Origin of the sequence: Nostoc mirabile CHAB5784, assembly GCF_020829645.1 — a bacterium.
Lineage (GTDB): Bacteria > Cyanobacteriota > Cyanobacteriia > Cyanobacteriales > Nostocaceae > Nostoc > Nostoc mirabile.
The window spans coordinates 35132-59337 of record NZ_JAIVFS010000027.1; the positions used below are offsets into that span (position 1 = coordinate 35132).

17 protein-coding genes, 1 tRNA gene and 2 pseudogenes are annotated in these 24206 nt (G+C 42.6%); 8 read left to right on the forward strand and 12 right to left on the reverse strand.

Translation table 11 applies throughout. The annotated features are described in order from the left end of the window. The first annotated feature begins 15 nt into the window (after window positions 1-15). The gene (locus tag LC653_RS18665; protein ID WP_229496028.1) at window positions 16-315 is read left to right on the forward strand and encodes a hypothetical protein; all 300 of its coding nucleotides are present in this window, start codon (window positions 16-18) and stop codon (window positions 313-315) included. 43 nt (window positions 316-358) lie between these two features. Here LC653_RS18665 and LC653_RS47365 read toward each other — a convergent pair whose 3' ends face one another. Together LC653_RS47365 and LC653_RS18675 are read right to left on the reverse strand one after the other, a co-directional pair. Continuing rightward, window positions 359-502, reverse strand: coding sequence for a CU044_2847 family protein (locus LC653_RS47365; protein ID WP_372478190.1), 144 nt, complete (start codon window positions 500-502; stop codon window positions 359-361). Between the two features lie 211 nt (window positions 503-713). After that, on the reverse strand, window positions 714-2633 hold the full coding sequence (locus tag LC653_RS18675; protein ID WP_229496030.1) for an MFS transporter: 1920 nt from the start codon (window positions 2631-2633) through the stop codon (window positions 714-716). A 627-nt stretch (window positions 2634-3260) separates the two neighbouring features. On the opposite strand from LC653_RS18675, the gene LC653_RS18680 reads away from it, so the two are divergent. Next, the gene (locus tag LC653_RS18680) at window positions 3261-3530 is read left to right on the forward strand and encodes a hypothetical protein (protein ID WP_229496032.1); all 270 of its coding nucleotides are present in this window, start codon (window positions 3261-3263) and stop codon (window positions 3528-3530) included. Window positions 3531-3902: 372 nt separating this feature from the next. Here the strand turns inward: LC653_RS18680 and LC653_RS18685 are convergent, their stop codons facing one another. Then, window positions 3903-4274: a CU044_2847 family protein gene (locus LC653_RS18685; RefSeq protein ID WP_229496034.1), complete on the reverse strand. Its 372-nt coding sequence runs from the start codon at window positions 4272-4274 to the stop codon at window positions 3903-3905. A 145-nt stretch (window positions 4275-4419) separates the two neighbouring features. Here LC653_RS18685 and LC653_RS18690 point away from each other — a divergent pair, with 145 nt between their 5' ends. Continuing rightward, on the forward strand, window positions 4420-7917 hold the full coding sequence (locus tag LC653_RS18690) for an nSTAND1 domain-containing NTPase (protein WP_229496036.1): 3498 nt from the start codon (window positions 4420-4422) through the stop codon (window positions 7915-7917). Window positions 7918-7932: 15 nt separating this feature from the next. On the opposite strand, the gene LC653_RS18695 is transcribed toward LC653_RS18690, so the two are convergent. Next, entirely contained in the window at window positions 7933-9123 is a 1191-nt protein-coding gene (locus LC653_RS18695; protein WP_229496038.1) for a C1 family peptidase, read from the reverse strand. A gap of 404 nt (window positions 9124-9527) precedes the next feature. Between LC653_RS18695 and LC653_RS18700 the strand changes: the two genes are divergently transcribed. The 3 genes from LC653_RS18700 (at window position 9528) to LC653_RS18710 (ending at window position 12563) form a co-directional block, all read left to right on the forward strand. After that, on the forward strand, window positions 9528-10817 hold the full coding sequence (locus LC653_RS18700) for a glucose-1-phosphate adenylyltransferase (protein WP_229496040.1): 1290 nt from the start codon (window positions 9528-9530) through the stop codon (window positions 10815-10817). A gap of 76 nt (window positions 10818-10893) precedes the next feature. Further along, the gene (locus LC653_RS18705; protein WP_229496042.1) at window positions 10894-11403 is read left to right on the forward strand and encodes an AAA family ATPase; all 510 of its coding nucleotides are present in this window, start codon (window positions 10894-10896) and stop codon (window positions 11401-11403) included. A 122-nt stretch (window positions 11404-11525) separates the two neighbouring features. After that, on the forward strand, window positions 11526-12563 hold the full coding sequence (locus tag LC653_RS18710) for a DnaJ C-terminal domain-containing protein (RefSeq protein WP_229496044.1): 1038 nt from the start codon (window positions 11526-11528) through the stop codon (window positions 12561-12563). 45 nt (window positions 12564-12608) lie between these two features. Here LC653_RS18710 and LC653_RS18715 read toward each other — a convergent pair. The 4 genes and pseudogenes from LC653_RS18715 to LC653_RS18730 form a co-directional block, all read right to left on the reverse strand. Then, window positions 12609-13100: pseudogene (locus LC653_RS18715) on the reverse strand (glutathione S-transferase family protein); the annotation flags it as partial. A 191-nt stretch (window positions 13101-13291) separates the two neighbouring features. Continuing rightward, window positions 13292-13468: pseudogene (locus tag LC653_RS18720) on the reverse strand (glutathione S-transferase family protein); the annotation flags it as partial. Window positions 13469-13698: 230 nt separating this feature from the next. Then, a complete protein-coding gene (locus LC653_RS18725; protein WP_229496046.1) occupies window positions 13699-14235 on the reverse strand; it encodes a peroxiredoxin family protein in 537 nt (178 codons plus the stop codon). 148 nt (window positions 14236-14383) lie between these two features. Beyond that, entirely contained in the window at window positions 14384-14995 is a 612-nt protein-coding gene (locus tag LC653_RS18730; RefSeq protein WP_229496047.1) for a peroxiredoxin, read from the reverse strand. Between the two features lie 131 nt (window positions 14996-15126). Here LC653_RS18730 and LC653_RS18735 point away from each other — a divergent pair, with 131 nt between their 5' ends. Both LC653_RS18735 and LC653_RS18740 read left to right on the forward strand, forming a co-directional pair. Further along, window positions 15127-17271, forward strand: a complete 2145-nt coding sequence (locus LC653_RS18735) for an amylo-alpha-1,6-glucosidase (protein WP_229496049.1) — start codon at window positions 15127-15129, stop codon at window positions 17269-17271. Window positions 17272-17556: 285 nt separating this feature from the next. Continuing rightward, a complete protein-coding gene (locus LC653_RS18740; protein ID WP_229496111.1) occupies window positions 17557-18534 on the forward strand; it encodes a DUF4351 domain-containing protein in 978 nt (325 codons plus the stop codon). Window positions 18535-18622: 88 nt separating this feature from the next. Here LC653_RS18740 and LC653_RS18745 read toward each other — a convergent pair. The 4 genes from LC653_RS18745 to gshA form a co-directional block, all read right to left on the reverse strand. Beyond that, a tRNA-Met gene (locus LC653_RS18745) sits at window positions 18623-18696 on the reverse strand. 167 nt (window positions 18697-18863) lie between these two features. After that, window positions 18864-21167 (reverse strand): peptidoglycan DD-metalloendopeptidase family protein, encoded by a 2304-nt coding sequence (locus LC653_RS18750; protein ID WP_229496051.1) that lies wholly within the window; start codon window positions 21165-21167, stop codon window positions 18864-18866. Window positions 21168-21959: 792 nt separating this feature from the next. Next, window positions 21960-22421 (reverse strand): tRNA (cytidine(34)-2'-O)-methyltransferase, encoded by a 462-nt coding sequence (locus LC653_RS18755; RefSeq protein WP_229496053.1) that lies wholly within the window; start codon window positions 22419-22421, stop codon window positions 21960-21962. Window positions 22422-22960: 539 nt separating this feature from the next. After that, window positions 22961-24100 carry a glutamate--cysteine ligase gene (gene gshA, locus LC653_RS18760; protein WP_229496055.1) on the reverse strand — a complete coding sequence of 380 codons (1140 nt, stop codon included), beginning with the start codon at window positions 24098-24100 and terminating at the stop codon, window positions 22961-22963. Between the last annotated feature and the right edge of the window lie 106 nt (window positions 24101-24206).

Here is a 24206-nt window from a genome sequence, read left to right on the forward strand (position 1 = left end):
ACCAAGGAGTTGCTGATGAATTATCAGAAACTAGATGCCGCTCTTGCTACAGTGCTGAATGATGTTCAAGATTCAGAAGAAACCAGTTTGGCAGTTTTCATCCACACTGAACCAATTTTAAACTCTGCTGCAACTGCTGTTTTAGAGAGTTTTGGTGTCAATGGTGTTAGCAGTGGCAAAGATATTTTCACGGCAACACTGTCACCAAATGCCATTTCCCAGTTGTCAGAGCAACCTTGGGTGAAGTCTTTGAAGCGATCGCAGCAATTAGGTTTGGTTAATAGGAGAATAAATACACCGAAGTTGGGTGTTTAATGGGCATTGTCTAATCCTACAATGTGCGAATAATTTTTTGCTGTTACTGTAAATCAGGTTTTGGTTTTTCTGGAAACTTACACTTCACCTCAATTTCCAGATTACTTTCAGCAGAACATTCGGTAATGTAAGGAATACCTGCTTTACCACGTAGCTTAATGCCAAATTTAAGTCTTACCTCCTCAATCTCAGCAGTATTGAGTCTTTAAAAGCACTAAAAGCATAGATTGATTACTCTAGTTACTTATCCCCAATTAGACATTCCTAAAGGCGAAAAAATTGCTTTCAATCAGGAAAATCCTTATCGGGGACTTTATGCTTTTGAATCAGAACAAGCGCAGGATTAACCTGCCTGTGCGCTTGTACTTTCTATTGTAGCAACGCCAGCTCATAGATATCTAGACCTTCTGCTGCTGTAATTTTTTTGACAGAATTGTAAAGCGAACTTCTTCGCGTTTTTCCCCCATGACATCAATATAGTAACGTTCCGGTGATAATACTGCTTGGATTTGCTTTTTCTCGATGATCCATGAGAGATAATTGAGCGCAATCTGCCTTTGTTCGGTACGTAGTCTGTCAGAAACTGCCTCTGTTTGAAGGTTGTTCGCCCAAGCAATCTTATCCTCAAGTTCCAGTGGTGGCAGTTCTTCGATTCCCACATCTTGCGGTGGGGTAACCAGCAGAAACTCCAGAAACTCCTCGAAGCCAACAAACGCTAGTTGACAAATTAGCTGCTGACTAAATTTTCCCCAGAAATAGCCACTGTGAACATCTGGTGTATTGCTACGATAATATACCCAACCGAGTTGCAGGTACTCTAAAAGAGTTAAGGGCGAGGTTTGTTTGTCCAGAATCATGACGTAGCGATCGCGATTGGGTGCATTAGCATAATCTGTTCGGTCTTTATATTCAGTACAATCAAAGTAAGTAAATAAGTCAGCCAACGACTCCTGATCTTTAATTGCTGTGGCAACTGTGGACTGATATTCTTGGTTAGCTGGATCTAATCCCTGGTTTCGCATTTTATTCAAAACATTAATTTCTAAATAATTAAGTAATGAACTAATCTCATGTAACGGCTTGCGTAAGTTCTGATCCTTCCAGTTGACAATTCCATACTTACTCTGCAATTGCCCTCTTACCTTGTTTGACTTACTGCTGTGATAGCTATTGGAACGAACAGTAACATTACCCAGCCGATACCCTTGTGTTCGGGTCTTAGCTGGAAAGGAAAAGTAATTAGCAGCCGTAGAAGCAAGACGTAGGGCTAAATCCCCTTCGTTACTGAATAGATACGCCTCTTCAAATCTTCGTAACGATGACCGTAAAAAATTGGATCTTCCAGAAGTAATTGCCAGTAGAGGAATATCTGGTGCAACAAGAATTAAGCGACCTAAACTAAAAACCTGCCCAATTCGCGAAGGGGGTATTTTCCCTTTCCCAGCTTTTTGGTCATTGATGTTGCCTATAGAATTAGGGTCAAAGACATCAGAGAGAATTCGGACTGCTTGTGTAGTTACCTGACTACCCAAACTATGCCCAATGAAAGAGAGTTTAATCGGGTGTTGTTTCCAATAGTTTTCAGCCTTCTCCTCCGATTGAACTTCCTGAAGGCAGCATTCTATCAAACCTTTATCTAGTTGGCGAATCAGTTCAACCAAATCGTGAACTCCGTAGTTGATTGCTCGATAAGAGTCACGAAAATATACAATTACGCGCAAAATAATCAGGCTAAAAACAATACCAAATCCGAATGTTCCCAAAATAATCGGAACAACGAGGATTGGGGAAGATAACCAGAAAAACAGCAACACACATGCGATCGCCACAATTAAGCTTCCCCCTAGCAGAACCTTCAGTAGAAAGGGTAAAGTACTTAGGGAAGTAGTAATATTTTGGCCTGTAATAGTTTCCGAAGGCCAGCGATAACCAAGAAACACTAAACTATCTGACTTTTGAGAAATTAAGGTATCACTCTTGATACACTTACAGAGTTTTTGATAGTTTTTCCAAATTCCATCTGTGATCGCCTCATTGGTTACGGGTAATGTATTTAAATCAATATCTGCACCTCCTGTGTTGTATCCATGAATAGCAATTACCACCCCTAGATCGTCAGAATTTTTGGGGTAATTTTTACTTTTTGCATAAAGGAGATCAACTATCGTTTGAATGGTTGGGCGCGTATTATCTTCTTTAATATCCTGTAAATCTTCAACGTTCGCTCGTGCTGTACTGCGGATCAGGTATCCTGGAATACTTTGGTGTTCTGGAGCGCTGTTCGGCTCAATAAACAAGTTATCTACTAAAATATCCATACACTACCTCTTATAGCAATCCTAAATGATTCTATAGCAATCCTAAATGAGTTGTGAACAGTACGTTCTGTAGGATGTCTTATTCATAAGCCTTCCCTATTTTTCTCTGCTAAAATCTAAAATCGGATTGCTATAAGCGCCTCTTCAAAAAGAAATGGTATGAGCATTATAAGATAGTTTAGCGTCACAGAAACCATAGCAAAATATGTGTTTACTAAATTAAACACAACATAAGAGGAATAGAGAATAAAAAACTCCACGCCACTTGCGGGATGGAGTTTTTGGGCATGGGGAAGAAACTAGCAATGCTCAATACTTCGGCTTACCTCGGCTCCGCTCGGCACAAGTCGCGGTTCCTGAGCGTAGTCGTTGGCGCAGCCTCTCGTAGAGAAGGGCAGTACAAGTGCCCAATGCCCCAAGCGACGGGGCGACTATCCCTCTCCACGCCACTTGCGGGATGGAGTTTCCCGTCGCTTTCAATGAAGAAAATATTGATAAAAATAATATGTTTAATCTTGATAAGCTGTTGCGCCTTCAATTTGCACTAATATTTTTTTCAATATGATTGTGGGGTGGGCATCTTGCCCGCCCTGATAATGCAAGTTGTATACGTAACAGCTTAAAAGCTTGAAGGTAGACCGCTCCCGCTTGAAGGTAGACCGCTCCCGTTTGAATGTAGACCGCTCCCGCTTGAATGTAGACCGCTCCCGTTTGAAGGTAGACCGCTCCCGTTTGAAGGTAGACCGCTCCCGCTTGAAGGTAGACCGCTCCCGCTTGAATGTAGACCGCTCCCGCTTGAAGGTAGACCGCTCCCGCTTGAAGGTAGACCGCTCCCGCTTGAAGGTAGACCGCTCCCGCTTGAATGTAGACCGCTCCCGCTTGTTGGAGAGTGCATAGACGCAAAGCAATTCAATTTATTAGTAAATATTGCTGCGTAGGCAAAACCTAGCAGGCGATCGCACTTTGCCCAAAACTATAATACTGCATCCTTGTGTCTTCCTATCCCCACGTCTTGAATAGTACGGGCAAATTGAGAGCATCCCAATTTTGCACAAAGGTGTTTGTCATTGCGAGTTGGATTTGGCAATATACGGGAACGCCAATATTCATGGTCAAGCGACAATACCCAGTGGATGCACTCATGGTATGCGCTTTAATGTTCCTTTGAATCAAATAGGCATAGTTTGGTTAATAGGAGAATAAATACACCGAAGTTAGGTGTTTAATGGGCATTACCTAACCCTATAATGTGCAGATAATTTTTTGCTATTACTGTGAATCAGGTTTTGGTTTTTCTGGAAACTTACACTTCACCTCAATTTCCAGATTACTTTCAGCAGAGCCTTCGGTAATGTAAGGAATACCTGCCTTACCACCCAGCTTAATGCCAAATTTAAGTCTTACTTCCTCAATCTCAGCAGTATTGAAGTCTTTAAAAGCACTTAGAGCATAGATAGTATAAGAGCGAATCATTTGACGAGCTTGTTGCATCCGAGCGATCGCATCTGCTCGCACATCCTTGTATTCTATGCCATCATCTTCCTCGTCAATTTCCTGAGTTATTTCGGTGGCTGTGACGTTAATCTCAATCTGCTCAATCTCCCCATCTGCTTGGAAAAAGAGTTGCTGTACTTCTGACATGGGCTACCTCGGTTAAATTTTTGTATCGTGTCTGAAAAATTTCAGCTTGCTTGCGGAAAAATAACAGATGGTGTTGTTTCTAGTAACACAGCCATCATTGTGTCTGTCAAGATTATCCCGCATTTACCAACCCAAGGTGTGTTAAATGGCACGATACGCGCTTGTTATTGGCATCGCCGAGTATCTTAGCCCATCATTAGCGCGTTTGTCGAAGACTACAAATGATGCTGAGGCGATCGCGCAACTATTAGAGCAATATGGTGATTTTCAGTCTGTGCAAAGACTACCACAGCGCTGGAATAAAGATAAAAACGGCTATGAAATGGCAGCGTCAAAAGTTACTGGCGCTCAACTTGGCCAAGATTTGAGAACATTCCTGCTAGAGCAAGCTGCTAATAATGAAGCGCTGATTTATTTTAGCGGACACGGTTTTACTATTTCCGACAATTTGGGACAACAAAAGGGATATTTAGCAAGTTCCGATTGTCAGATTGAATTTAAGGATAACGAAAATGTTGAACAAAAATATGGTATTCCCCTAGATAGCCTTAACGACTTAATTCGAGATTCGCAGTTGAGTAGTTTAGTGATGCTACTCGATTGCTGTCATAGCGGAGATTTCTTAGAAAGACAATTAATAGAAAGAACTCTTAACGCTTTCAGTTCGCAAAAAGATTATTACTTAATTACAGCTTGTCGTGGCTTTGAACGCGCCGGAGTGATTAAAAGTGAAGAATATAGTATTTTCACAGGTGCAGTTGTTAAGGGATTGGCGGTAGAAAATGTAGGTAGTAGTAGGCGAATTAGTGGCGATCGCTTGTTTGATTTTGTCAGCAACGAACTTAAAGGTTCGGTACAGGAGCCGATTCGCATGGGTTGGGGACGTTCGATTACCCTAGTTACTTATCCCCAATTAGATATTACTACAGGTGAAAAAATTGCTTTCAATCAGGAAAATCCTTATCGGGGACTTTATGCTTTTGAATCAGAGCAAGCGCAATATTTTTGTGGACGAGATGAAGCAGTTCGTACCCTAATTTCGCGTTTAGCAGAGAGTCGGTTTTTGGCTGTAATTGGCTATTCAGGTAGTGGTAAATCTTCCTTAGTAAAAGCAGGTTTGTTGCCGCAACTAAAAGGCGATCGCCTCCCAGGAAGCAGTCAATGGGCGATCGCATCTTTTACACCAGGAGAACACCCTTTAGGAAAATTAGTTGATATTTTAGCTCGACAACAACAGCAAAATCAGCCGCACTTATTGTTTATCGATCAGTTTGAAGAAGTATTTACACTTTGTCAAGACGATGAGGAACGCAAAGCTTTTATCCGCTTAGTAGCACAGGAAGTAAAAAACACTGGGGGAGAAAGCCGGATAATTTTGACAATTCGCGGTGATTTCTTAAATCGTTGTGCTGACTATATAGAAATTATTACTCTCATCAATAGGATTCCTCCCACATCATTCATCGTCACACCGATGTCTTTTACTGAGTTAGAAGAAGCAATAGAAAAACCAGCAAAATTACATGGTGTCACCTTTGAGCATGGTTTAGTTTCGCAAATTTCCGCTGATGTAGTCAACCGTCCGGGTGCATTACCTATACTGCAATACGCGCTCAAGGAATTATGGCGAGTTTGCATTGAAGAACCTGAATCGCCAGAACCGCTTTTAACTCGCAAAGGTTATGAAGAAATTGGTGGAGTTAAAGGAGCTTTAGATAAACGAGCGACAATTTTGTATCAAAGTTTAACAACTATAGATCAAGCCTTTGCGCGTCGCTTATTTATGGAATTGGTGCAGTTAGGTGAAGCTGGAGAAGTGACGCGGCGGCGTGCTAGCTGGGATAGATTAGAAGCAATTTCAGATTCTTCACAACAATTACAACGGGTTGTAGGATTGCTGGCAGGTTCTCAACAACGTTTGATTATCACTGATGAAAAGACAATAGAAGTTGCTCATGAAGCACTTTTATCTGAGTGGAAATTATTAAATACTTGGATTTCTGAAAATCTGGAGAATATTCGTCTCAGTCGTTCTTTAGAAGAAGATTGTCAGGAATGGCAACAAAGGTTTAATAAATCAGATGAAGCACTATTGGCGGGTGCAAACTTGGCTGTAATTTCTGAGTGGGTGAATAAGACTCAGCCAAGACTTACGCCATTAGAAACAGAATTTTTGCATAAGAGTTTGGAGAGGCGCGATCGCCAAAATCGTGCAGAATTAGAGCAAGCCAAAAAACTCCAACAGCAAGCAGAAGCCAAAGCCAAAGCTGAATCACAAAGAACTAGATTTGCGATCGCTTCTGCAATACTTATAGTCTTATCTCTGGGATTGGGATTACGGCTGCAACAACGGATAGTAGAGAAGAAACAAGGGGATGCGATTGCTTCTGGAGCATTAGTTGGAAAATCTGAGCTACTTTTAGCTACAGGGAATCAGCTTGAGGCAATGATCGCAAGTGTCCAAGCGCTCAAAGAGTTGCAGCGTTTGGGTGGAGAAAATTCTAAAGCACTCAATCAACTGAAAGTAGTAATTGACTCAGTGAAAGAGCATAATCGATTAGAAGGTCATAAAGATAAGGTTTGGGGTGTGAGTTTTAGTCCTGACGGGAAAATTGCCTCTGCTAGTTTCAACCAGCAAATCAAGATTTGGGATAAGAATGGCAAGTTATTATACGATCTGCCCGGACATAATAAGGGAGTTTGGAGTGTAAGATTTAGCCATAATGGTAAAATTTTAGCCTCTACAAGTCAAGATACAACGTTCAAACTTTGGAATATAGATGCGAAAGAAGATAAACTAATAAAAAATTTTCAAGGTCATAATAATACTGTTTATGATGTTAGTTTTAGTCAAGATGATGAAATTATTGCTTCTGGCGATCGGGATGGAATCATAAAAGTTTGGCACACTGATATTCAAGAGAATCCACCTCAACCCCTTAACACATTAAATATCAAAGAATTACTTCAAAAGGAGAGATATGGTGTAAATCTAAGACATCGAGTTAACAGTCTAGACATTGACCCTAATGACAGTTCAAAAATTGCTTACGTCGGTGATGATGGTAGTGTCAGAATTTGGGATTGGAAAAAAAATGATACTCCCCCAGGAAAGATTGGTACACATGGTCAAGAGGATTTGCACATAGTTAGATACAGTTTAAAGAGAAAAAATTTGCTGGCTTCTGCCGGCGCTAAGGGTAATATATTTATTTGGAATACTAAAAATCCACAGAAAAAACCGATAGCAATAATCCAGAATGCTCACGAAAACATAATATACGGCTTAGATTTTAGTCCTGATGGTAAAATGCTCGCTTCTGGCGGTACTGATGAAACTGTAAAGGTTTGGGATGTAGATAAAGCTATTAATGGAGAAAGTTCTTTAATAGCAACTCTGAAAGCACACACTCAGCAAGTTAATCGGCTAGAGTTTAGTCGTGATGGCTATATAATTGCTTCTTCCAGTAATGATGGAACTGTAAGACTGTGGAAGTGGCAAAGCAGTTCTAGAACAGATGTTACCCCCGAAGTGGAAAACTTGTTAAAGTATAGCTGTAAATTCTTAGAAGAATATTTACAAACCAATAAAAATATATCAGATTATTTGAATTACCAATCTGGTACATGCTCTTTTAACTAAAACTTAACAACTTAACTATTTAGAATGCTGTTTTCGTCGTGAATTTGATCCTTGATTCTTGCTTGATTCTTTGATAATGGCTTGATCGTCTTCTCCTTGAGTATGTTCATTGGGATCTCCTTGATTATTTGTATTAGGACTTCCGTTGAGGAGAACACCATCCTTAGCTATCAAGCCAAACTGCCCCTCATCAATCCACTCATTCTTCAGTAATGACCACCAGTCAGTAGCTAACCCCTGTAACACATAGTCATAGGGTAGCCAACCATAACCGTCCTTACCCCAATCTTCACCCCAACAGTTTCTAATTCGGAAAGCTCCTTGAGTTGGAAAATTTTTGTTATAATCCTTAATTAACTTATCCTTGGGATGGTCAATTACCTTATTGTCGTCATAACCAACGGCAACAACTGCATGACCACCCAGCATCTTTTCGCCTATAGTAGGATAAGGAATTTTTCCTGTTTTTACAGTTTTCTTATTAAAAAGAGAACTATAAGTTGTAAACCCAAACATTACAGGAAATTCAGCAGCTAAAAAAGCTTTGATTTGAACTAATGCTTGTTTTTTTGAAAGTTGAGGTAAGTCAAGCCTAAAATACTGAAGTGCTTGATAATTCTGGGCATAGGCATAGCAAAAAGCAGGTGGTTCTTCGTCAAAATTCTCAATTTCATAAGGCCAATATTCCTCTGGAGGTATGCCAAAAAGTGCCATTGCTTTCATTGTGAAGCGCGTAGATGCTCCAGTGTCTCCAGTTAAGTGCATCAATTTACGTGCAACTTTGTAGAGAAAGAGGCTGGAGACATCTATATCTTCGCCCATTATCTTTCTTTGAAAATATTCTACTAAGGCAACGCCAGCTATTGCAGTGCATGACTTAAGGTTTCCTTGCTGCTCAATTGGAGAACACCATTGCCGCAAATCGACATGGGAAGGTAAATGTATATTTATTGGATATTGCAAACTTGCCGAACTTTGGTCTGTTGGTTCTTTGAAAGGTAAGAGCAGCCTAGTTTGCTTTTTATCTTCCCTCCCGTTCTTTTGAACCCCTGTCCCGTTCTCTATTTGTAACTTGCAATCATTTACTAAAGTTGCTTTTTCGAGTCTAATTCCTTCTATGTTCTTAGAGTCTTTGATTATCTTCTCTAGGCAATAGTCTCTAAAATCTGGACGATCTGGCAACCAACCCATTCTAAAGTTCGGCATATATCTGTTACCCTGTTTAAAATATCTTAAGGAAGTTACCTTAATATGTGGCTTTTAGCTGACTGTAAGTGAATACACTATAAAAATAATGTTTTACGGATTACACATATAACTTTTTTAGATTTATTTTTATAACGAGGTTTGTCACAGACTACTTACCTCTCCCCTTGCAAGCTGTCTCTCACAGATATAAAATCCTACGCGAGGGCGGTGTAGCCAAAACTTCCTATATTTTTTACCTAAATTAATACAAATGTTCTATTTTTCTCCTTATCAGCCCCACTATCCATCATTAGTAGCATTCTGTAAAATTCATAAGAGAGAATATTTGATCCCCCCTTACCTGTGGTGGCAGACAGTCCTAAACTGAAGATGAGAGTTGAAAGGCAGTCGGGAGAAATTTTGTGAAAAAAGTATTATCAATCATTCTTGGTGGTGGCGCGGGTACTCGACTTTACCCACTAACCAAACTCCGTGCTAAACCAGCAGTACCAGTAGCGGGGAAGTACCGCCTAATCGATATCCCTGTCAGTAACTGCATCAATTCCGAAATATTCAAAATCTACGTCCTGACACAATTCAACTCAGCTTCCCTGAATCGTCACATCGCCCGTACTTACAACTTTACTGGCTTCAATGAAGGCTTTGTGGAAGTGCTAGCGGCACAACAAACACCAGAAAACCCTAACTGGTTCCAAGGTACAGCCGATGCTGTGCGTCAGTATCTGTGGTTAATGGAAGAATGGGATGTAGAAGAATATCTAATTCTCTCAGGCGATCACCTCTACCGGATGGATTATCGCCAGTTTATCCAGCGCCATAGGGAAACGGGGGCTGATATTACTCTTTCAGTCATCCCCATTGATGAGCGCCGCGCCTCAGATTTTGGCTTGATGAAAATTGACGATTCTGGTAGAGTAATCGATTTTAGCGAAAAACCAAAAGGTGAAGCGTTAATCCAAATGCGCGTTGATACAAGCGTACTGGGATTATCAAATGAACTTGCCCAGCAACAGCCTTACATCGCCTCAATGGGGATTTATGTCTTTAAAAAAGAGGTTTTGTTCAAGTTGTTGAGAGAAGGTATAGAAAGGACTGATTTCGGCAAAGAAATTATTCCTGATGCCTCTAAAGATTACAACGTTCAAGCTTACCTTTTTGATGACTACTGGGAAGATATTGGGACAATCGAGGCATTTTATCATGCAAACTTAGCACTGACTCAGCAGCCCCAGCCACCTTTTAGTTTCTACGATGAAAAAGCACCAATTTATACCCGCGCTCGTTACTTACCTCCGAGTAAACTCTTAGATTGCCAGATCACAGAATCAATTATCGGCGAAGGTTGCATTTTGAAAAATTGCCGCATCCAACATTCAGTTTTGGGAGTGCGATCGCGAATTGAATCTGGCTGCCTCATTGAAGAATCTTTGCTCATGGGTGCAGATTTTTACCAAGCTTCTGTAGAACGCCAATCCAACGTAGAACAAGGTGACATTCCTGTAGGTATTGGTGCTGACTCGATTATTCGCGGTGCCATCATCGATAAAAACGCCAGTATCGGTCACGATGTCAAAATTATCAATAAAGATAACGTGCAAGAAGCTGACCGCGAAAGTCAAGGTTTCTACATCCGCAGTGGCATCGTCGTTGTGCTGAAAAATGCTGTAATTCCTGATGGAACGATTATTTAGTCATTAGTCATTAGTCATTAGTCATTAGTCATTGGTTAATAGTTACAAGTGACAAAGGACAAAGGACAAAGGACTAATGACTAAACTCATTTTGTTGATTGGTCTTCCAGGTAGCGGTAAGTCAACTTTCGCTAAACAATTACTGACAGAATGCCCCCAGATGCCACTGATTTCTACGGATGGCATCCGGGGGCAACTGTTCGGTTCCCAAGCCATTCAGGGGCCGTGGCTGGTAATTTGGCAAGAAGTAGGACGGCAATTTCAGCAAGCTATTTCTACAAATAATACAGCTATTTTCGATGCTACCAATGTCCAGCGCCGCCATCGCCGTGAAGTTATTGCTTTAGCCCGTGACTTGGGTTTTACCCACATTACGGGAATTTGGGTGGATACGCCAGTGTGGCTGTGTTTAGCACGTAATAAAAGGCGATCGCGTCAGGTTCCTGAAGAAATTATTTTGCGGATGCACCGTCAACTTCGGGATGCTCCCCCAAGCCTGGAAGAGGGACTAGACAGGCTGATCCGCTTATCAGAAAAATCGGAGTACGGAAATTGCGATCGCTTGTTGAGCGAGAACCACACTTGATTTTCTATATTCTTTGTTAATTTAAAGTCAGATTCTGTTTGCTTGGCACTATACCGAGCAAATTAACATCTTTTATCTTAAAAAAAACATAACAGGAATTTCTATAGGAGGCTGGTAGATAGATGGCTGCAACCGACTTCAAAGACTATTACGCAATTTTGGGAGTTAGTAAGACTGCCACTCAAGAGGAGATTAAGCAAGCCTTTCGTAAACTAGCCCGCAAATATCACCCCGATGTCAACCCAAATAACAAACAGGCAGAAGCACGCTTCAAAGAAGTTAGTGAAGCCTACGAAGTTGTGTCAGACCCAGATAAACGCAAAAAATACGACCAATTCGGTCAATATTGGAAACAGGCTGGTGAAGGTTTCTCATCTGGCGGCGTTGGTGTTGATATGGGTGGCTTTGACTTCAGTCAATACGGCAATTTTGATGAGTTCATTAATGAGTTGCTAGGACGCTTTGGTGGTGCTACTCCTCGTGGTGGGCGACAAAGTTACTCACAACAAAATAATTACTCTAATTACTCACAAAATTACTCTTACCGCAGTTCTACAGGTGGTACAAGTGGTTTTAGCAGCAGCTTTAACGATTATGGGTTTGGTGATGCAAGTACGGGTACTTCCCAAGATAGTGAAGCTGCGATCGCTCTAACTTTTGCTGAAGCATTTAACGGTGTGCAAAAGCGCTTTAGTTTAGGTAACGAAACAATTGATGTTCGTATCCCATCTGGCGCTAAACCTGGTACTCGTCTGCGCGTGCGGGGCAAAGGTCAAATCAACCCGATGACTCAACAACGAGGGGATTTGTACTTGAAAGTCGAACTTCAGCCGCACTCGTTCTTCCAAATGGAAGGTGATAACTTGGTGTGCGAAGTGCCAATCACACCAGATGAAGCTACCTTGGGAGCATCTATTGATGTACCCACTCCCGATGGTTTAGTTAATGTCAAGCTACCAGCAGGAGTGCGTTCTGGTCAATCGCTGCGTTTACGTGGCAAAGGTTGGCCTCTCGCCAAAGGTGGACGTGGCGATCAGTTGGTGAAGGTAGCGATCGCACCACCAAAAGACCTCAGCCAGCAAGAGCGGGAATATTATGAAAAAATCCGGGCTATACGTACTTATAATCCCCGCAGTCATTTACAGCAAGTCAAGCTGTAAAAATTTAGTTTTGTAGAGGCGGGAAATTTACCGTCTCTACATTGACTAGTTATGAATTTGCTGCTTATTTCTCGCTTCTATGATTGACTTAAACGCTTCCATTGCCTCTGGTGTAGCCTCGGTAGCTTGCCATGTTGTCCGTGTAGCTAATCGGTCGTGCCAAGCATTCAGCTTTGGATAATCACTTAGGGAAATGCTTATTTCCGGCAGCCATATTACTACAGTTCCAGCCACAACCTCAGCTAGAGTTAGGTTTTGACTCCCAAAGTAAGGGCGATCGTCAAGTAAATTCTCAAAAAGCTTCAGCACTGTTGAAATTGTTTGCTTTGCCTGCTCGATTTTTTCTGGATCTTCCGCAGGTAAGCCTAATATCTGAGGTAAAAACGTGGTGGTTGCTGGCAAAAGCTCATTCACAGTTACCAGTTGTACCATGCGTGCGATCGCTAAATCCTTGGCATCTTTAGGCAACATCGCAGGTGTGGGATATTTTGCCTCTAAATAGTCCAAAATTGCCAAAGATTCCACTACATTAAAGCCCAATACGCTTGGGTTAAGGATAATTGTAGGTTGGGTTGAACTTTAGTGTTACCCAACAAATGCCCGAAAATGTTGGGTTTCGTTCCTCAAACGCCACATGCTTCAAGTCGGGAAACCGCAAGGGCGCAGTGGCTCCCCAACCTACGCAAATTTATTTTTCTGGCTTAACCCAAGCGTATTGCATTAAAGCCATCATCCACCAAAGCTGGAATGTGATGGAAGGGACTAATTGCCAAAAACTCTGGTTTAAACTGCTCCCCATCCAGTTTTATCTCTACTAATTCAAACTCAAGTCCTTTTTCTAGCAGAGTAATCCAGACGCGGCGGGAGTTAGGAGAAATCGGTGAGTGATAAAGGGTCAGCGCCATAAAACCTCACAATTTTATTAGTAGGGTGGGCATTGCCATTTACCAGGGCTATTTCATTCTCATCTAGCCCGCCTCAGAATAAATTCTGAGGCTAATAGCACTCATTCGTCTAAAGACGACTAAGAAAGGCTTTTAGTCCACTTTAGTGGACTTAAGCTATTAGCCCGGAACTTTAGTTCTGGGCGGTTTATGTTTAGAACGAAATAGCCCTGGCCATTTACACATTACACTCAATTGAATTGTTTTAACAAAGTCTCAACGCTAGCATTGTGATCCAAAAAAGAAAATAAATGCCAGTACTGGAGTTTCCCTTCTTTATCTAATACAAACTGGGCTGGTAAAGGCGCTCCCAGTGCTTGTCCTACTTGATAGGTACGAAAAACTCGACAACTGGGGTCACTCAACAAAGGCATTTGTAAGCCTAAATCCCTCACAACAATTTGACTCTGCCGTTCATCGGTACTACTAATCATTAAAACTTCTATACCGCGATTTTTAAACTGCTCATAGTTTTCATTTAAAGCTTTGATGTCAGGAAAACAAAAGGGGCAATATTGTTTTTCAGTAAAGATGCGAGTAAAGGCGAGTAAGACTGGTTGCTTGCCTTTATAATCAGACAATTTTACTAAAGTTCCATTGGTAATATCTGGCAGTTGAAAATCTGGCGTTCCTACTCCCAACCTGAGTTTATTTGTCGCTGGAACTGGTAAAAAATTGCGGAAGAATCGCTCATTTAATAACCCACTAAAATCAGTTGAACTAAGCATATTTTTATCCCTGATTATTTAATACTATTTTATGAAAAAACCACAGATAGATACCGAGGTTGACACTGTTTAATGTGTATCTCTGTTCATCTGTGGTTTTCGTTGATTTCAACTCCAACAGGATGGATTAGATCCTAGCTAGGGAAATTTAGACAGCAGAGAAGTAGACTTTAGACTTCACTGGGTCAGGATTCATTGTCTTGTCACCAGGTTGCCAACCAGCTGGGCAAACTTCATCGGGGTGAGACTGAACATACTGAATTGCTTGCAGTGTCCGCAAGGTTTCATCAACGCTGCGACCAAAAGCTAGATTGTTGATGGTGGCGTGCTGTATGATACCATCTTTATCTATGAGGAACAGACCACGCAAGGCAATGCCTGCTGCTGGATCGAGAACGTTGTAAGCGGCGCTAATCTCTTTTTTGATGTCGGAGACTAGAGGATAATTCAGGTCGCCGACGCCACCAGACTTACGATCTGTTTGAATCCAAGCGAGGTGGGAGAATTCACTATCAACAGAAGCCCCAAGGATTTCAGTATTGATTTTCTTGAATTCTTCGTAGCGATCGCTAAATGCTGTGATTTCAGTGGGACAAACAAAGGTAAAGTCTAGTGGGTAGAAAAACAGGACGACATACTTACCGCGATAATCGGAAAGTTTGATTGTCTTAAATTCCTGATCTACCACAGCCGTTGCTGTGAAATCGGGAGCTTGTTGACCAACGCGGAGGCTTCCTTCGGTTCCGTAAGTGAGGGACATTAACCTAATTCTCCTTTATTCGTTTAGTAGCGTTGGAATTCGGGTCAAGTAAAATTCACCCATCCACGCTCTCACAGTTTAATTACGATCTGTTACGACTATATCATACTCATAACGATTTTGAGTAACAAATGCTTGATTTAGATACAAGAGAATGGTTACTTACCAATGGCTTAGGAAGTTTTGCCAGTGGTACAGTTTCGGATGTCCGCACGCGCACTTATCACGGTTGGCTGTTTGCCGCTACAAACCCTCCTTGCGATCGCACTCTGCTGTTTTCGCACCTAGAAGCTAGCTTGGAAGTATTAGGAAGCGTTGTGGCACTGGGGACAAATTTTTGGGGTAATGGTCAGATTGAGCCGACAGGCTACGAACTGCTACGCTGCTTTGATATTAACCCAGTTCCAAAATGGATTTGGGGTCAAGATAACTGGCAGTTAACTAGACAATTGCTGATGCCTTATGGTTGGGAAGGGAGTAGGGAATGGGGAGTAGGGAGTAGGGAAGAGAATCATACTTCTCACTCCCAATTTTGCCATCGAATTTTAATCCAATATCGCTATAACGGAAGTCATACAGCGATTTTACGGCTGCGACTGCTAATAGCAGAACGTGACTTTCACCACCAGCAAACTGCTAGTCCAAGATTACAGTTCTTACAATTGCTTGGGGAACAGCAAGTCTGTCTGCAAGCAAAAAATTCTGGGCATTTAGGTATACCTTGGCACTTACGCTGGACACAAGGAATATATCAAACAGATGCAGTTTGGTATTGGAATTATGGATTCCCTGAGGAGAGAAAACGGGGATTAGGCGACAAGGAAGACCTCTACAGTCCTGGTTACTTGGTAGTCACACTGCAACCAGGAGATACAGTTACTCTAGAAGCACGAGTAGGTTTTCCCGACCCGATGCCAGGTGTTCTTACCTCCGAAACCTTTGCAGAAGCAGTAGAGGCAGAGCAAAAACGGCTCTCCCAGATTTTTGGATGGAGAGAGGGAGGCAAAGAAGCAGAAGAGGGAGAGGAACAAGGGGAAGGGTGTAGAGGAGAGGAATTTTCCCCCTGCTCCCAGCTAAGAGCTCCCCTGCTTCTTCCCCACTCCCCACTCCCCACTCCCCACTCCCTACTCTGGCAACAACTACTCAAAGCAAGCGATCAGTTTATCGTCTATCGAGCCTCAATTGCTGGCCCTACGGTAATTGCTGGTTATCACTGGTTTAATGACTGGGGACGTGACACATTAATCGCCTTACCAGGATTGGCACTAGTTCCACAACGTTTTGACCTGGCAAAAGGAGTATTGCGGACTTTTGGGTATTATTGCCGCCACGGTTTGATTCCTAATGCATTTCCTGATGTCAATGGAGAACCAATTTATAACAGTATTGATGCAGCGTTGTGGTGGATTGAAACTTTAGGACTTTATTTAGAAGCTACCCAAGACTGGGAATTTTTGGCGGAGCAATTTCCTGTAGTACAGCAAATCTACAAAGCATTTGTTGGTGGTACACATTTCAATATCCAGGTCGATGCTACCGATGGGCTAGTTAGTTGGGATGCTCCTGGTGTAGCCCTTACCTGGATGGATGTAGTTATTGGGGCGCATCCTGTTACTCCCCGTTACGGTAAGCCAGTGGAAATCAATGCGCTGTGGTATTCAGCTTTATGTTGGCTGAGTCAGTGGGCAGAACAATTGAGCCAGCTTGAGTATGGCTCGCCAGTGCGTCTCACTAAGCAAGCACAGCGTTATGCTCAACAAGCACAACGCGTGAAAACCTCGCTGCAAAAGTTCTGGAATCCTCATCTGGGTTATTTGTACGATACTATTGAGCCGGACGATCGCCGGAATTTTCAAATTCGTCCCAATGCCGTTTTGGCGCTGTCGCTGCACCATTGCGCCTTTTCTGAACAGCAAGGGTGCCAAGTATTAGATTTGGCAACTGTCAGCTTACTCACCCCCTATGGGCTTCGCAGTCTTGATCCAGGAGATCCCGAATACAAAGGCAGATATGAGGGTAATCAAGAGCAACGCGATCGCGCTTATCACCAAGGCACTGTTTGGGCTTGGCTAATTGGGCCATATATTCGGGCTTGGCAACGTTTTTATCCACAGCGATCGCTGCCTTTTGATTGGCAACCTCTGCTAGATCACTTCTTATTTGACGCTTGTCTTGGTTCTATTTCTGAGATTTTTGATGGCGATGCACCTCACAAGCCCAGAGGAGCGATCGCTCAAGCTTGGTCAGTTGCCGAAGTAATTCGCCACATTAAATAGTGCTGAATATAAGAGATAGCTATAGCTCACCACTGATTACTTGTAAATTTTTATCCCAAAAGTGTAACAAAAAGCTGAATTTCCAGTTGTTCTGATAAAAATTTTTCAGCGATAAAGTATTTAGTTGTTCAAGTAAAATAGCACCATCAAAAGGTGGTTTTGATCCCAAAATCTATGTTTGCTGACTTTTGTATATAATTTTCTTGACCGAGGAACTTCTAACCTGCTGAAAAATATCGGTTGCTCCCATCTTATTATCAAGAACATGAATCTACCAATCAATTCATGAGCGAGGAACGAGAAAGAGCCGATAATGATTCCCCCTGGAAAGAAATCCTAGAAGCTTACTTCCCACAAGCAATGCAATTTTTCTTTCCGCAAACAGCAGCACTAATTAATTGGGAACGTCCCCACGAGTTTCTTGATAAGGAATTTCAACAAATAGTTCGGGAAGCAGAACTTGGCAGAAGATATGCAGATAAATTGGTCAAAGTCTGGCAAATTCAAGGAGAGGAAATTTGGCTGTTGATTCATGTTGAAATTCAGGCAAAATCGGAAGATAATTTTGCTCAAAGGATGTTTTCCTACAACCTGCGAATTTTTGACAAATTTGCTAAACCAGCCATTAGCCTAGCAATTTTATGCGATGCTGACTTGACTTGGAGACCAAATCAATACAGTTATAATTATCCCGATTGTGGTCTGCATTTTAGATTTGGAACCGTCAAACTGCTCGATTATCAAAATCGATGGACAGAGTTAGAAAAGAGCGATAATCCCTTTGCGACGGTAGTAATGGCACATTTGAAAACCCAGCAAACTACTAAACAGTTGGGAGAAAGGAAAACGTGGAAATTTAGTTTAATTCGGCGATTGTATGAACAAGGGCTGCAAGAAAGGGATATTCGTAATCTCTATCGTTTTATCGATTGGGTTATGATTTTACCAAAAGGATTAGAAGCAGAATTTTGGCAGGAGTTTAAACAATTCGAGCAGGAGCGTACTATGAGTTACATTACCACAGGCGAGCGCATTGGCTACGAGCGAGGGAAGGAGGAAGGACAACAGGAACAAGCACAAACACTTGTACTCCGACAGCTACAAAAACGGGTAGGAGAGTTACCACAACAGGTTCGAGAACAGATTCAGGGTCTTTCTCTAGAACAATTGGAAGCACTGGGTGAGGCTTTGTTAGATTTTAGTGCGATCGCTGATTTGCTCAACTGGTTACAAACTCATCAAACAGTTAGTGCTGAGTCCTGAGAATTAGAGGTCAAACCTGCCTCTTACAGAGCAGTCAAAGTTACTCTATCTAACTTCACTTATCGCTCACTACTTATAAATTTTAAAGTGGCTCAGGTCGGAGTTGAACCAACGACCCCAGGCTTATGAGTCCCGTGCTCTAACCAACTGAGCTACTGAGCCATATCTTTCCAAATCATTAACTAATATAGCATACAAATTTGCTTAAGACTAGCCCCTTTTGCAATTTTATTACAGTTTTCATCCCTGTTAAGGTGATAAAAAGCAAAAGAGGGAGGTTAAACTCCCTCAATTAACAAGGTAATAACTTAGTTACAGACAGCCAAGATTTACAGGCGATCCGGTAACATAGCTATTGGGTTAACAGCACCCTTGCCTGATGGATGGATTTCAAAGTGGGTGTGTGGCCCAGTACTGTGACCAGTACTACCCATTAAAGCAATTGTTTCTCCTTGATTCACCTGCTGACCAGGTTGCACCAGAATCTTGCTGTTATGAGCATAGCGAGTCGTGCTGCCATCAGGATGGCGGATTTCCACAAGGTTGCCGTAGCCACCATTGTTCCAGCCTGCTTTTTCTATTGTCCCCTCAGCTGAGGCGACAACTGGCGTGCCAGTGGAGTTAGCAACGTCAATTCCTTTGTGCATTCTACCCCAGCGCCAGCCATAGCCAGAAGTGAGAGTACCTTTCGCCGGCCATGTGTAAGCTATGGTTGAGGAAGATGGAGGAGGTGTAAGTTCGTCAATGGGTCTGGGCAAATATTGATCCACTGCTGCCAAAGGCGGTACTATCTGTGGAGAAACTCTAGTTCCCCGCATCTTTCCTAAGGAGTCAGAGGCATTTACTTTTCCAGGAGGCGTTGCGACCTTTGTAGCAGATGGAGTGCGGGGGGGAGTCCACTGACTAGCAGAACCTAGATTAGGCAAGAACTCTGGGTTTACTGCCTCGCTAGGGCGTACAGTAGTACGGAATTGGGTCTTAATTGGTTGAGCAGTATAATTAGACTGAATCGGTGTAGGAACTGGAATTTGGATCGCTACACTATTCGGTCGAGCGGCAGAGTTAGGTGCAGTGAAATTATTGGGAGTAGAAATAGGAGTGAGCATCGCAGCATTATTTGTTTCGGTAGCTGCTGCTGACACAACTAAGTTTCCAGACTGTTGAGCGCGATATTTCTGCTGTAATCTCTGGATTTCCGCTTGTAAGCCCCGCAAACGGTCATTCTTGTTATTGTTTACCCTTGCTACCCTATTTCCTGGTGTTTTAGGCTGTTGGATTTCGGCAAAAGCTGTTGGCATTGGAATGTCACCACCGACGCCAGAAGAACTAGCTGTGGGGGGGGCTGTTTCTAAGTCGGTCGCACTATTTGCCTGAATCTGAACAGTTACCGGTGTAGGGACGGTAATGTTACTGTTGTCGGCAATAGTTGGTGATTGTGAACTAGGTAGATATGAGTTGGCACTACCAATATTTATAGGGGAGTTGGCTACTTTTGGAGTTTTGCTGGACTCTACAAAAGTAGTACTCGCTACAGTGGGGTTACTTGCTACAGTTGCCTCAATTTGAACAGCAGGAATAATTAGTTGTTGACTAATTTTCAGTTCATTTGGATTATTGAGGTTATTTGCCTTGACTAGTTCTGATACGGAAGTGTTATACCTGCTGGCGATCGCTGCTAGTGTATCTCCAGGCTTAACTTCGTATGCTGTTCGAGTCGAGGACGCAATAACTGTTGGTTTAGCTGGTGTTAGTGCAGTTGTCTGTGTCTTCTGTTTTAACTTCGATATCAACTTCGCTTTGCTTGCATCGTCAGAAGTGTCCGACTGGGCTAATACAGTCTTCTCAACTACAGTCGTCGGCGCAGCCAACCCCATATCAGCTTGTGATAAATCTTTAGTCTCGCCAGACCGCAACTGTGCCAGACTATTTCTTAAACGGTTCGATTTTTCTTGTAAGCGATTCAGTGCGAACTCTTGTTGCGCCTTAAGTTGTGCATTTATTTCATTGTTGGCTGCGGTTGACGTTGCCACTGTTTGTGGCTGGGCAGTTAGTGATGCATTTCCAATACCAACACTATCAGCACTAGACTCAGACAGATTATTGACTGTTGGGAAACTAGTTTCAGCTAAGGTATTGTTTAATCCCTGTGCCACTTGGGGCTTCAGGTAGGTGGAATTTTTATAACCTGCTGTTCCTTGAGAAAATCTTTCTGATGCAGGAACTTGCAAAGACATTCCATTTGCCGCGACTTGCCATTTAGCTTCAAGCCCAGGCACTTGTGAGACTGCCGTTGGTTCCACGATAACAGGATTTTCCGGCACGCTCGCTGATGAGACTGCTTGGGACTCCAGCTTTGTGGAGGCGAATTTCACCTCAGTGTCAGCAACAGCAGGAATCGTTGAAGTTGCCTTTTGGCTACCTACAGGCACTGCTGCTTGGGCTTGATCGCTTTGTCGAGTCACCAAAAGGCTGGTTGCTCCCATAGAGATTGCCAAGCCAATCATGGCGGCTTTTGTCCGCACCCGGCGGTTAACTTTTGGATTTATCACATTTAGCAGTTCTACCGGGGCATCATCGCTGTTGGGGTTATTGTTCAACACAGCTTTTACTCTCTTTTTTAATGCTCGTTTCAAAGACGACCTCCTATGATCACTAGCGCTTAACTGACCTCGATTTTTCAGTTGGATACTAGTCAATGATTTAGATCACAACGAATGATAGATCAAGATCACATTCACCAGAGATGCTTACGCAAGATTAACCTGCTTCTCTGATTTAAACAAGTTCACACGCATTAGCAAAACTTAAATTTTGCTGTGTTTACTTGTCCGAACCACTCCTCACACCACTTAGGACGTTTTACTTTTTACCATTGTCCGCGCTTGTCTTGCGTCAATCGCGGGGACTGGACAAACTATTTGCCAAGTCCATAGTCGCTGCCGAGAATTAAATTGCTGCGACTTCTGGAAAAGTGATGCCCCCCACTGTAGATATCTTCAAGATATTTCTACCCAATCAGTCTTCTCAACACGAGACTTTACGTTGATTATTCCCTAAAAAACAACCGTATGATCTATCGGCTACTTTGGGGCTACTTTCTAGCGTTGCTGGAACTAAAATGGCCCAAATCTTCAATATGACTGGGGTTTAGCCCTTTTGTTCCCCAATTTAGGATGTTTCAAATTCATCAAAATCTATCATTCAAATTTGGCAATATCCCAAGTTTTATATACAAATTTCTTATAACAACCTTCCTCTCCTTGTAAGTATCTTCCACTACAATTTACTAAATAACCCAATTTTAGGTATCTTGTTTTACATATTATTGCAGTAATAAAGAAAATTTTTGCTGCCAGAAATCGTTCATCTAATAGATATCTGGGAATATTATAAGTAAATATACTTATGGTAATCTAGGTAAACAGCTATTGTAAATAGCCTAACTGACGACGGGTTTCAAATAAGCTAATTGCTACACTGACTGACAGGTTCAAGCTGCGAACCCCCGGTTGGCTCATGGGAATATAGACAGTAGCATCACAATCTGACAGAATTGCTGGTGGTAAGCCGGTAGTTTCACTACCAAACAGCAACCAATCATCAGGTTGAAACTGAAAGCTGACATAATTACAATTTCCACCGACAGTAAAACCCAACCATCTGCCTCCACGCTCCTGATGTACGGTTTTAAAGGCTTCTAGCGATTCGTGATAGTGCAGCTTGACGTAAGACCAATAATCTAAGCCAGCCCTTTTGAGGTAGCGATCGCTAATTTCAAACCCCAAAGGGCCCACTAAATGCAACTCTGTACCCGTAGCTGCACAAGTACGGGCAATATTGCCTGTATTAGGAGGGATTTGCGGGTTAACTAAAACTACCTGAGGCATTGTCCGTATAATCTACGTATTGTATCAAACAATCTATTGTCCATGTAAAATCTACCAAAGGGTAGAGGGTATTCATAGGTTTTATTAATAATAATCAAGCATCCTCCATCGATTAGATTTTTAAAACGAAGCGTAAACCCTCCCAGAACAATGCCTGAGAGGATGTTTGGCTAAAATCAGTAAATATTAAGTTTTATGTGGAAATAGAAAGGGCTTATGTCTTTTAGGGCTAGTAGTGTCTCCAAGAAAATCTACCATTTGTCTGAAGAGGGGAGTAGGGAGTGGGGAGTGGGGAGTGGGGGCAATACGGTTCGGATAAGGTTTTTTAATGACACGCCCTAGATCACAAAGACGCGATAAATCGCTGTCTTTACAATAATCAGTCCTTTGTCTTGACGGCGAATTATCGCGTCTCTTGCCTTAACCGAACCGTATTTGGAGTGAGGGGATGAGGGGGATGAGGGGACAAGGGGATAAATAAAGTGTTTTCCCAATGCCCCATGCTCAATGCCCCATGCCCAAGCCCCAATGCGTCTTGGTTAAGCCAGGAGGGACGAACATAATTTGTCTTCGAGTTCGATTTCGCGTTCTTGGGTGACGACAATAGCCTGGGTGATGACGCGGTGGCTGTCAAAACCGACTGCGTGTAATTGCAACCACTGTTGAGCTTCATTACCTTCGCGGAGGATTTTGTGCAAAGGGGAAAGGAAACAACTAAAGCCTTGTTGTTTAGCGATCGCCCAAACATCCTGGTACATTTCAGAAATCCAATCTCTGGCTAGGATACTTCTGCCATCTTGCCAATGCCTCAAATGAGCATCGAGACTACCAGCAGCAGCAGCAGCTTCGTTGTCAGCAGTCAGGGTGACGAGTTCTTCGCCAGAGAAGGTACTTTGAGTTAACGGATCAATGCTGGGATTTTCGATTATTTGCAACAAACGCGCTTCTAATAAGGCAGTAATGGCTAGCAAGGCAATAGGATCTGTGACTAAATCGCAAATTCGCAATTCTAGGCGATTTAGGTCATAAGGACGGCGATCGCCATTTGGTCGCACTGATGCCCACAAATGCCGCACGTTTTGCATGGTTCCGGCAACGAGTTGATCTTCCACCCACTGGATATGATCGGCGTGGCTGGCAAATAACGGTACATGGCTAGGCGTTTGCGGAAATACGCCCCAGCGGGTGGAGTGATAGCCAGTAGCTTTGCCATCTAGGAAGGGGGATGAGGCGCTGAGGGCGAGAAATAGAGGTGCTTCCATACGGATCACCCGACACACCCGCATTAATACTTCTGGGTCGCTGATGCCTACATTGATGTGTACGCTGGCGGTGACTACTTTTGTCCCGTAGGTGTTCTCAATGTAGTCATGATAAGGGTTTGCTGGATCGGAACGGAGAAAGCGATCGCTCCCACCCAAAGATAAAGTACTCCCCGGTATCAAGGTATAATCGCCCAAACGATTGAGGTAGTTTCGCAACACCCGCCTCGGACGCAGCAAGGCACACAATAAATTTTCGTAATTATGGGATGGTTCGGTTATATATTCCACGTTGCGGCTATCTGGCTCCCGCATAAATCCATCCAAATCCGCAACAATTTTGTCGGAGAGACCGACGATTTCACCTTGAGGTGTGCCAGTGTACATCTCAATCTCAAAGCCTTTTAATAAAACCACCTTGTTCTCCTCGGCTCTCTCTGCCTATAAATTGTATCGAATAAGACGAATCTCTGGATCTATCTTTAAGTCAATCAAAGGTTAAGAATCATTTTGTTGATAATTC

Excerpts from the sequence above, each read along its gene's own strand:
- LC653_RS18665 (WP_229496028.1), top strand. The coding sequence starts at position 16 with ATGAATTATCAGAAACTAGATGCCGCTCTTGCTACAGTGCTGAATGAT.
- LC653_RS18675 (WP_229496030.1), bottom strand. The coding sequence starts at position 2,633 with ATGGATATTTTAGTAGATAACTTGTTTATTGAGCCGAACAGCGCTCCA.
- LC653_RS18685 (WP_229496034.1), bottom strand. The coding sequence starts at position 4,274 with ATGTCAGAAGTACAGCAACTCTTTTTCCAAGCAGATGGGGAGATTGAG.
- LC653_RS18690 (WP_229496036.1), top strand. The coding sequence starts at position 4,420 with ATGGCACGATACGCGCTTGTTATTGGCATCGCCGAGTATCTTAGCCCA.
- LC653_RS18695 (WP_229496038.1), bottom strand. The coding sequence starts at position 9,123 with ATGCCGAACTTTAGAATGGGTTGGTTGCCAGATCGTCCAGATTTTAGA.
- LC653_RS18705 (WP_229496042.1), top strand. The coding sequence starts at position 10,894 with ATGACTAAACTCATTTTGTTGATTGGTCTTCCAGGTAGCGGTAAGTCA.
- LC653_RS18710 (WP_229496044.1), top strand. The coding sequence starts at position 11,526 with ATGGCTGCAACCGACTTCAAAGACTATTACGCAATTTTGGGAGTTAGT.
- LC653_RS18725 (WP_229496046.1), bottom strand. The coding sequence starts at position 14,235 with ATGCTTAGTTCAACTGATTTTAGTGGGTTATTAAATGAGCGATTCTTC.
- LC653_RS18730 (WP_229496047.1), bottom strand. The coding sequence starts at position 14,995 with ATGTCCCTCACTTACGGAACCGAAGGAAGCCTCCGCGTTGGTCAACAA.
- LC653_RS18735 (WP_229496049.1), top strand. The coding sequence starts at position 15,127 with ATGCTTGATTTAGATACAAGAGAATGGTTACTTACCAATGGCTTAGGA.
- LC653_RS18740 (WP_229496111.1), top strand. The coding sequence starts at position 17,557 with ATGAGCGAGGAACGAGAAAGAGCCGATAATGATTCCCCCTGGAAAGAA.
- LC653_RS18755 (WP_229496053.1), bottom strand. The coding sequence starts at position 22,421 with ATGCCTCAGGTAGTTTTAGTTAACCCGCAAATCCCTCCTAATACAGGC.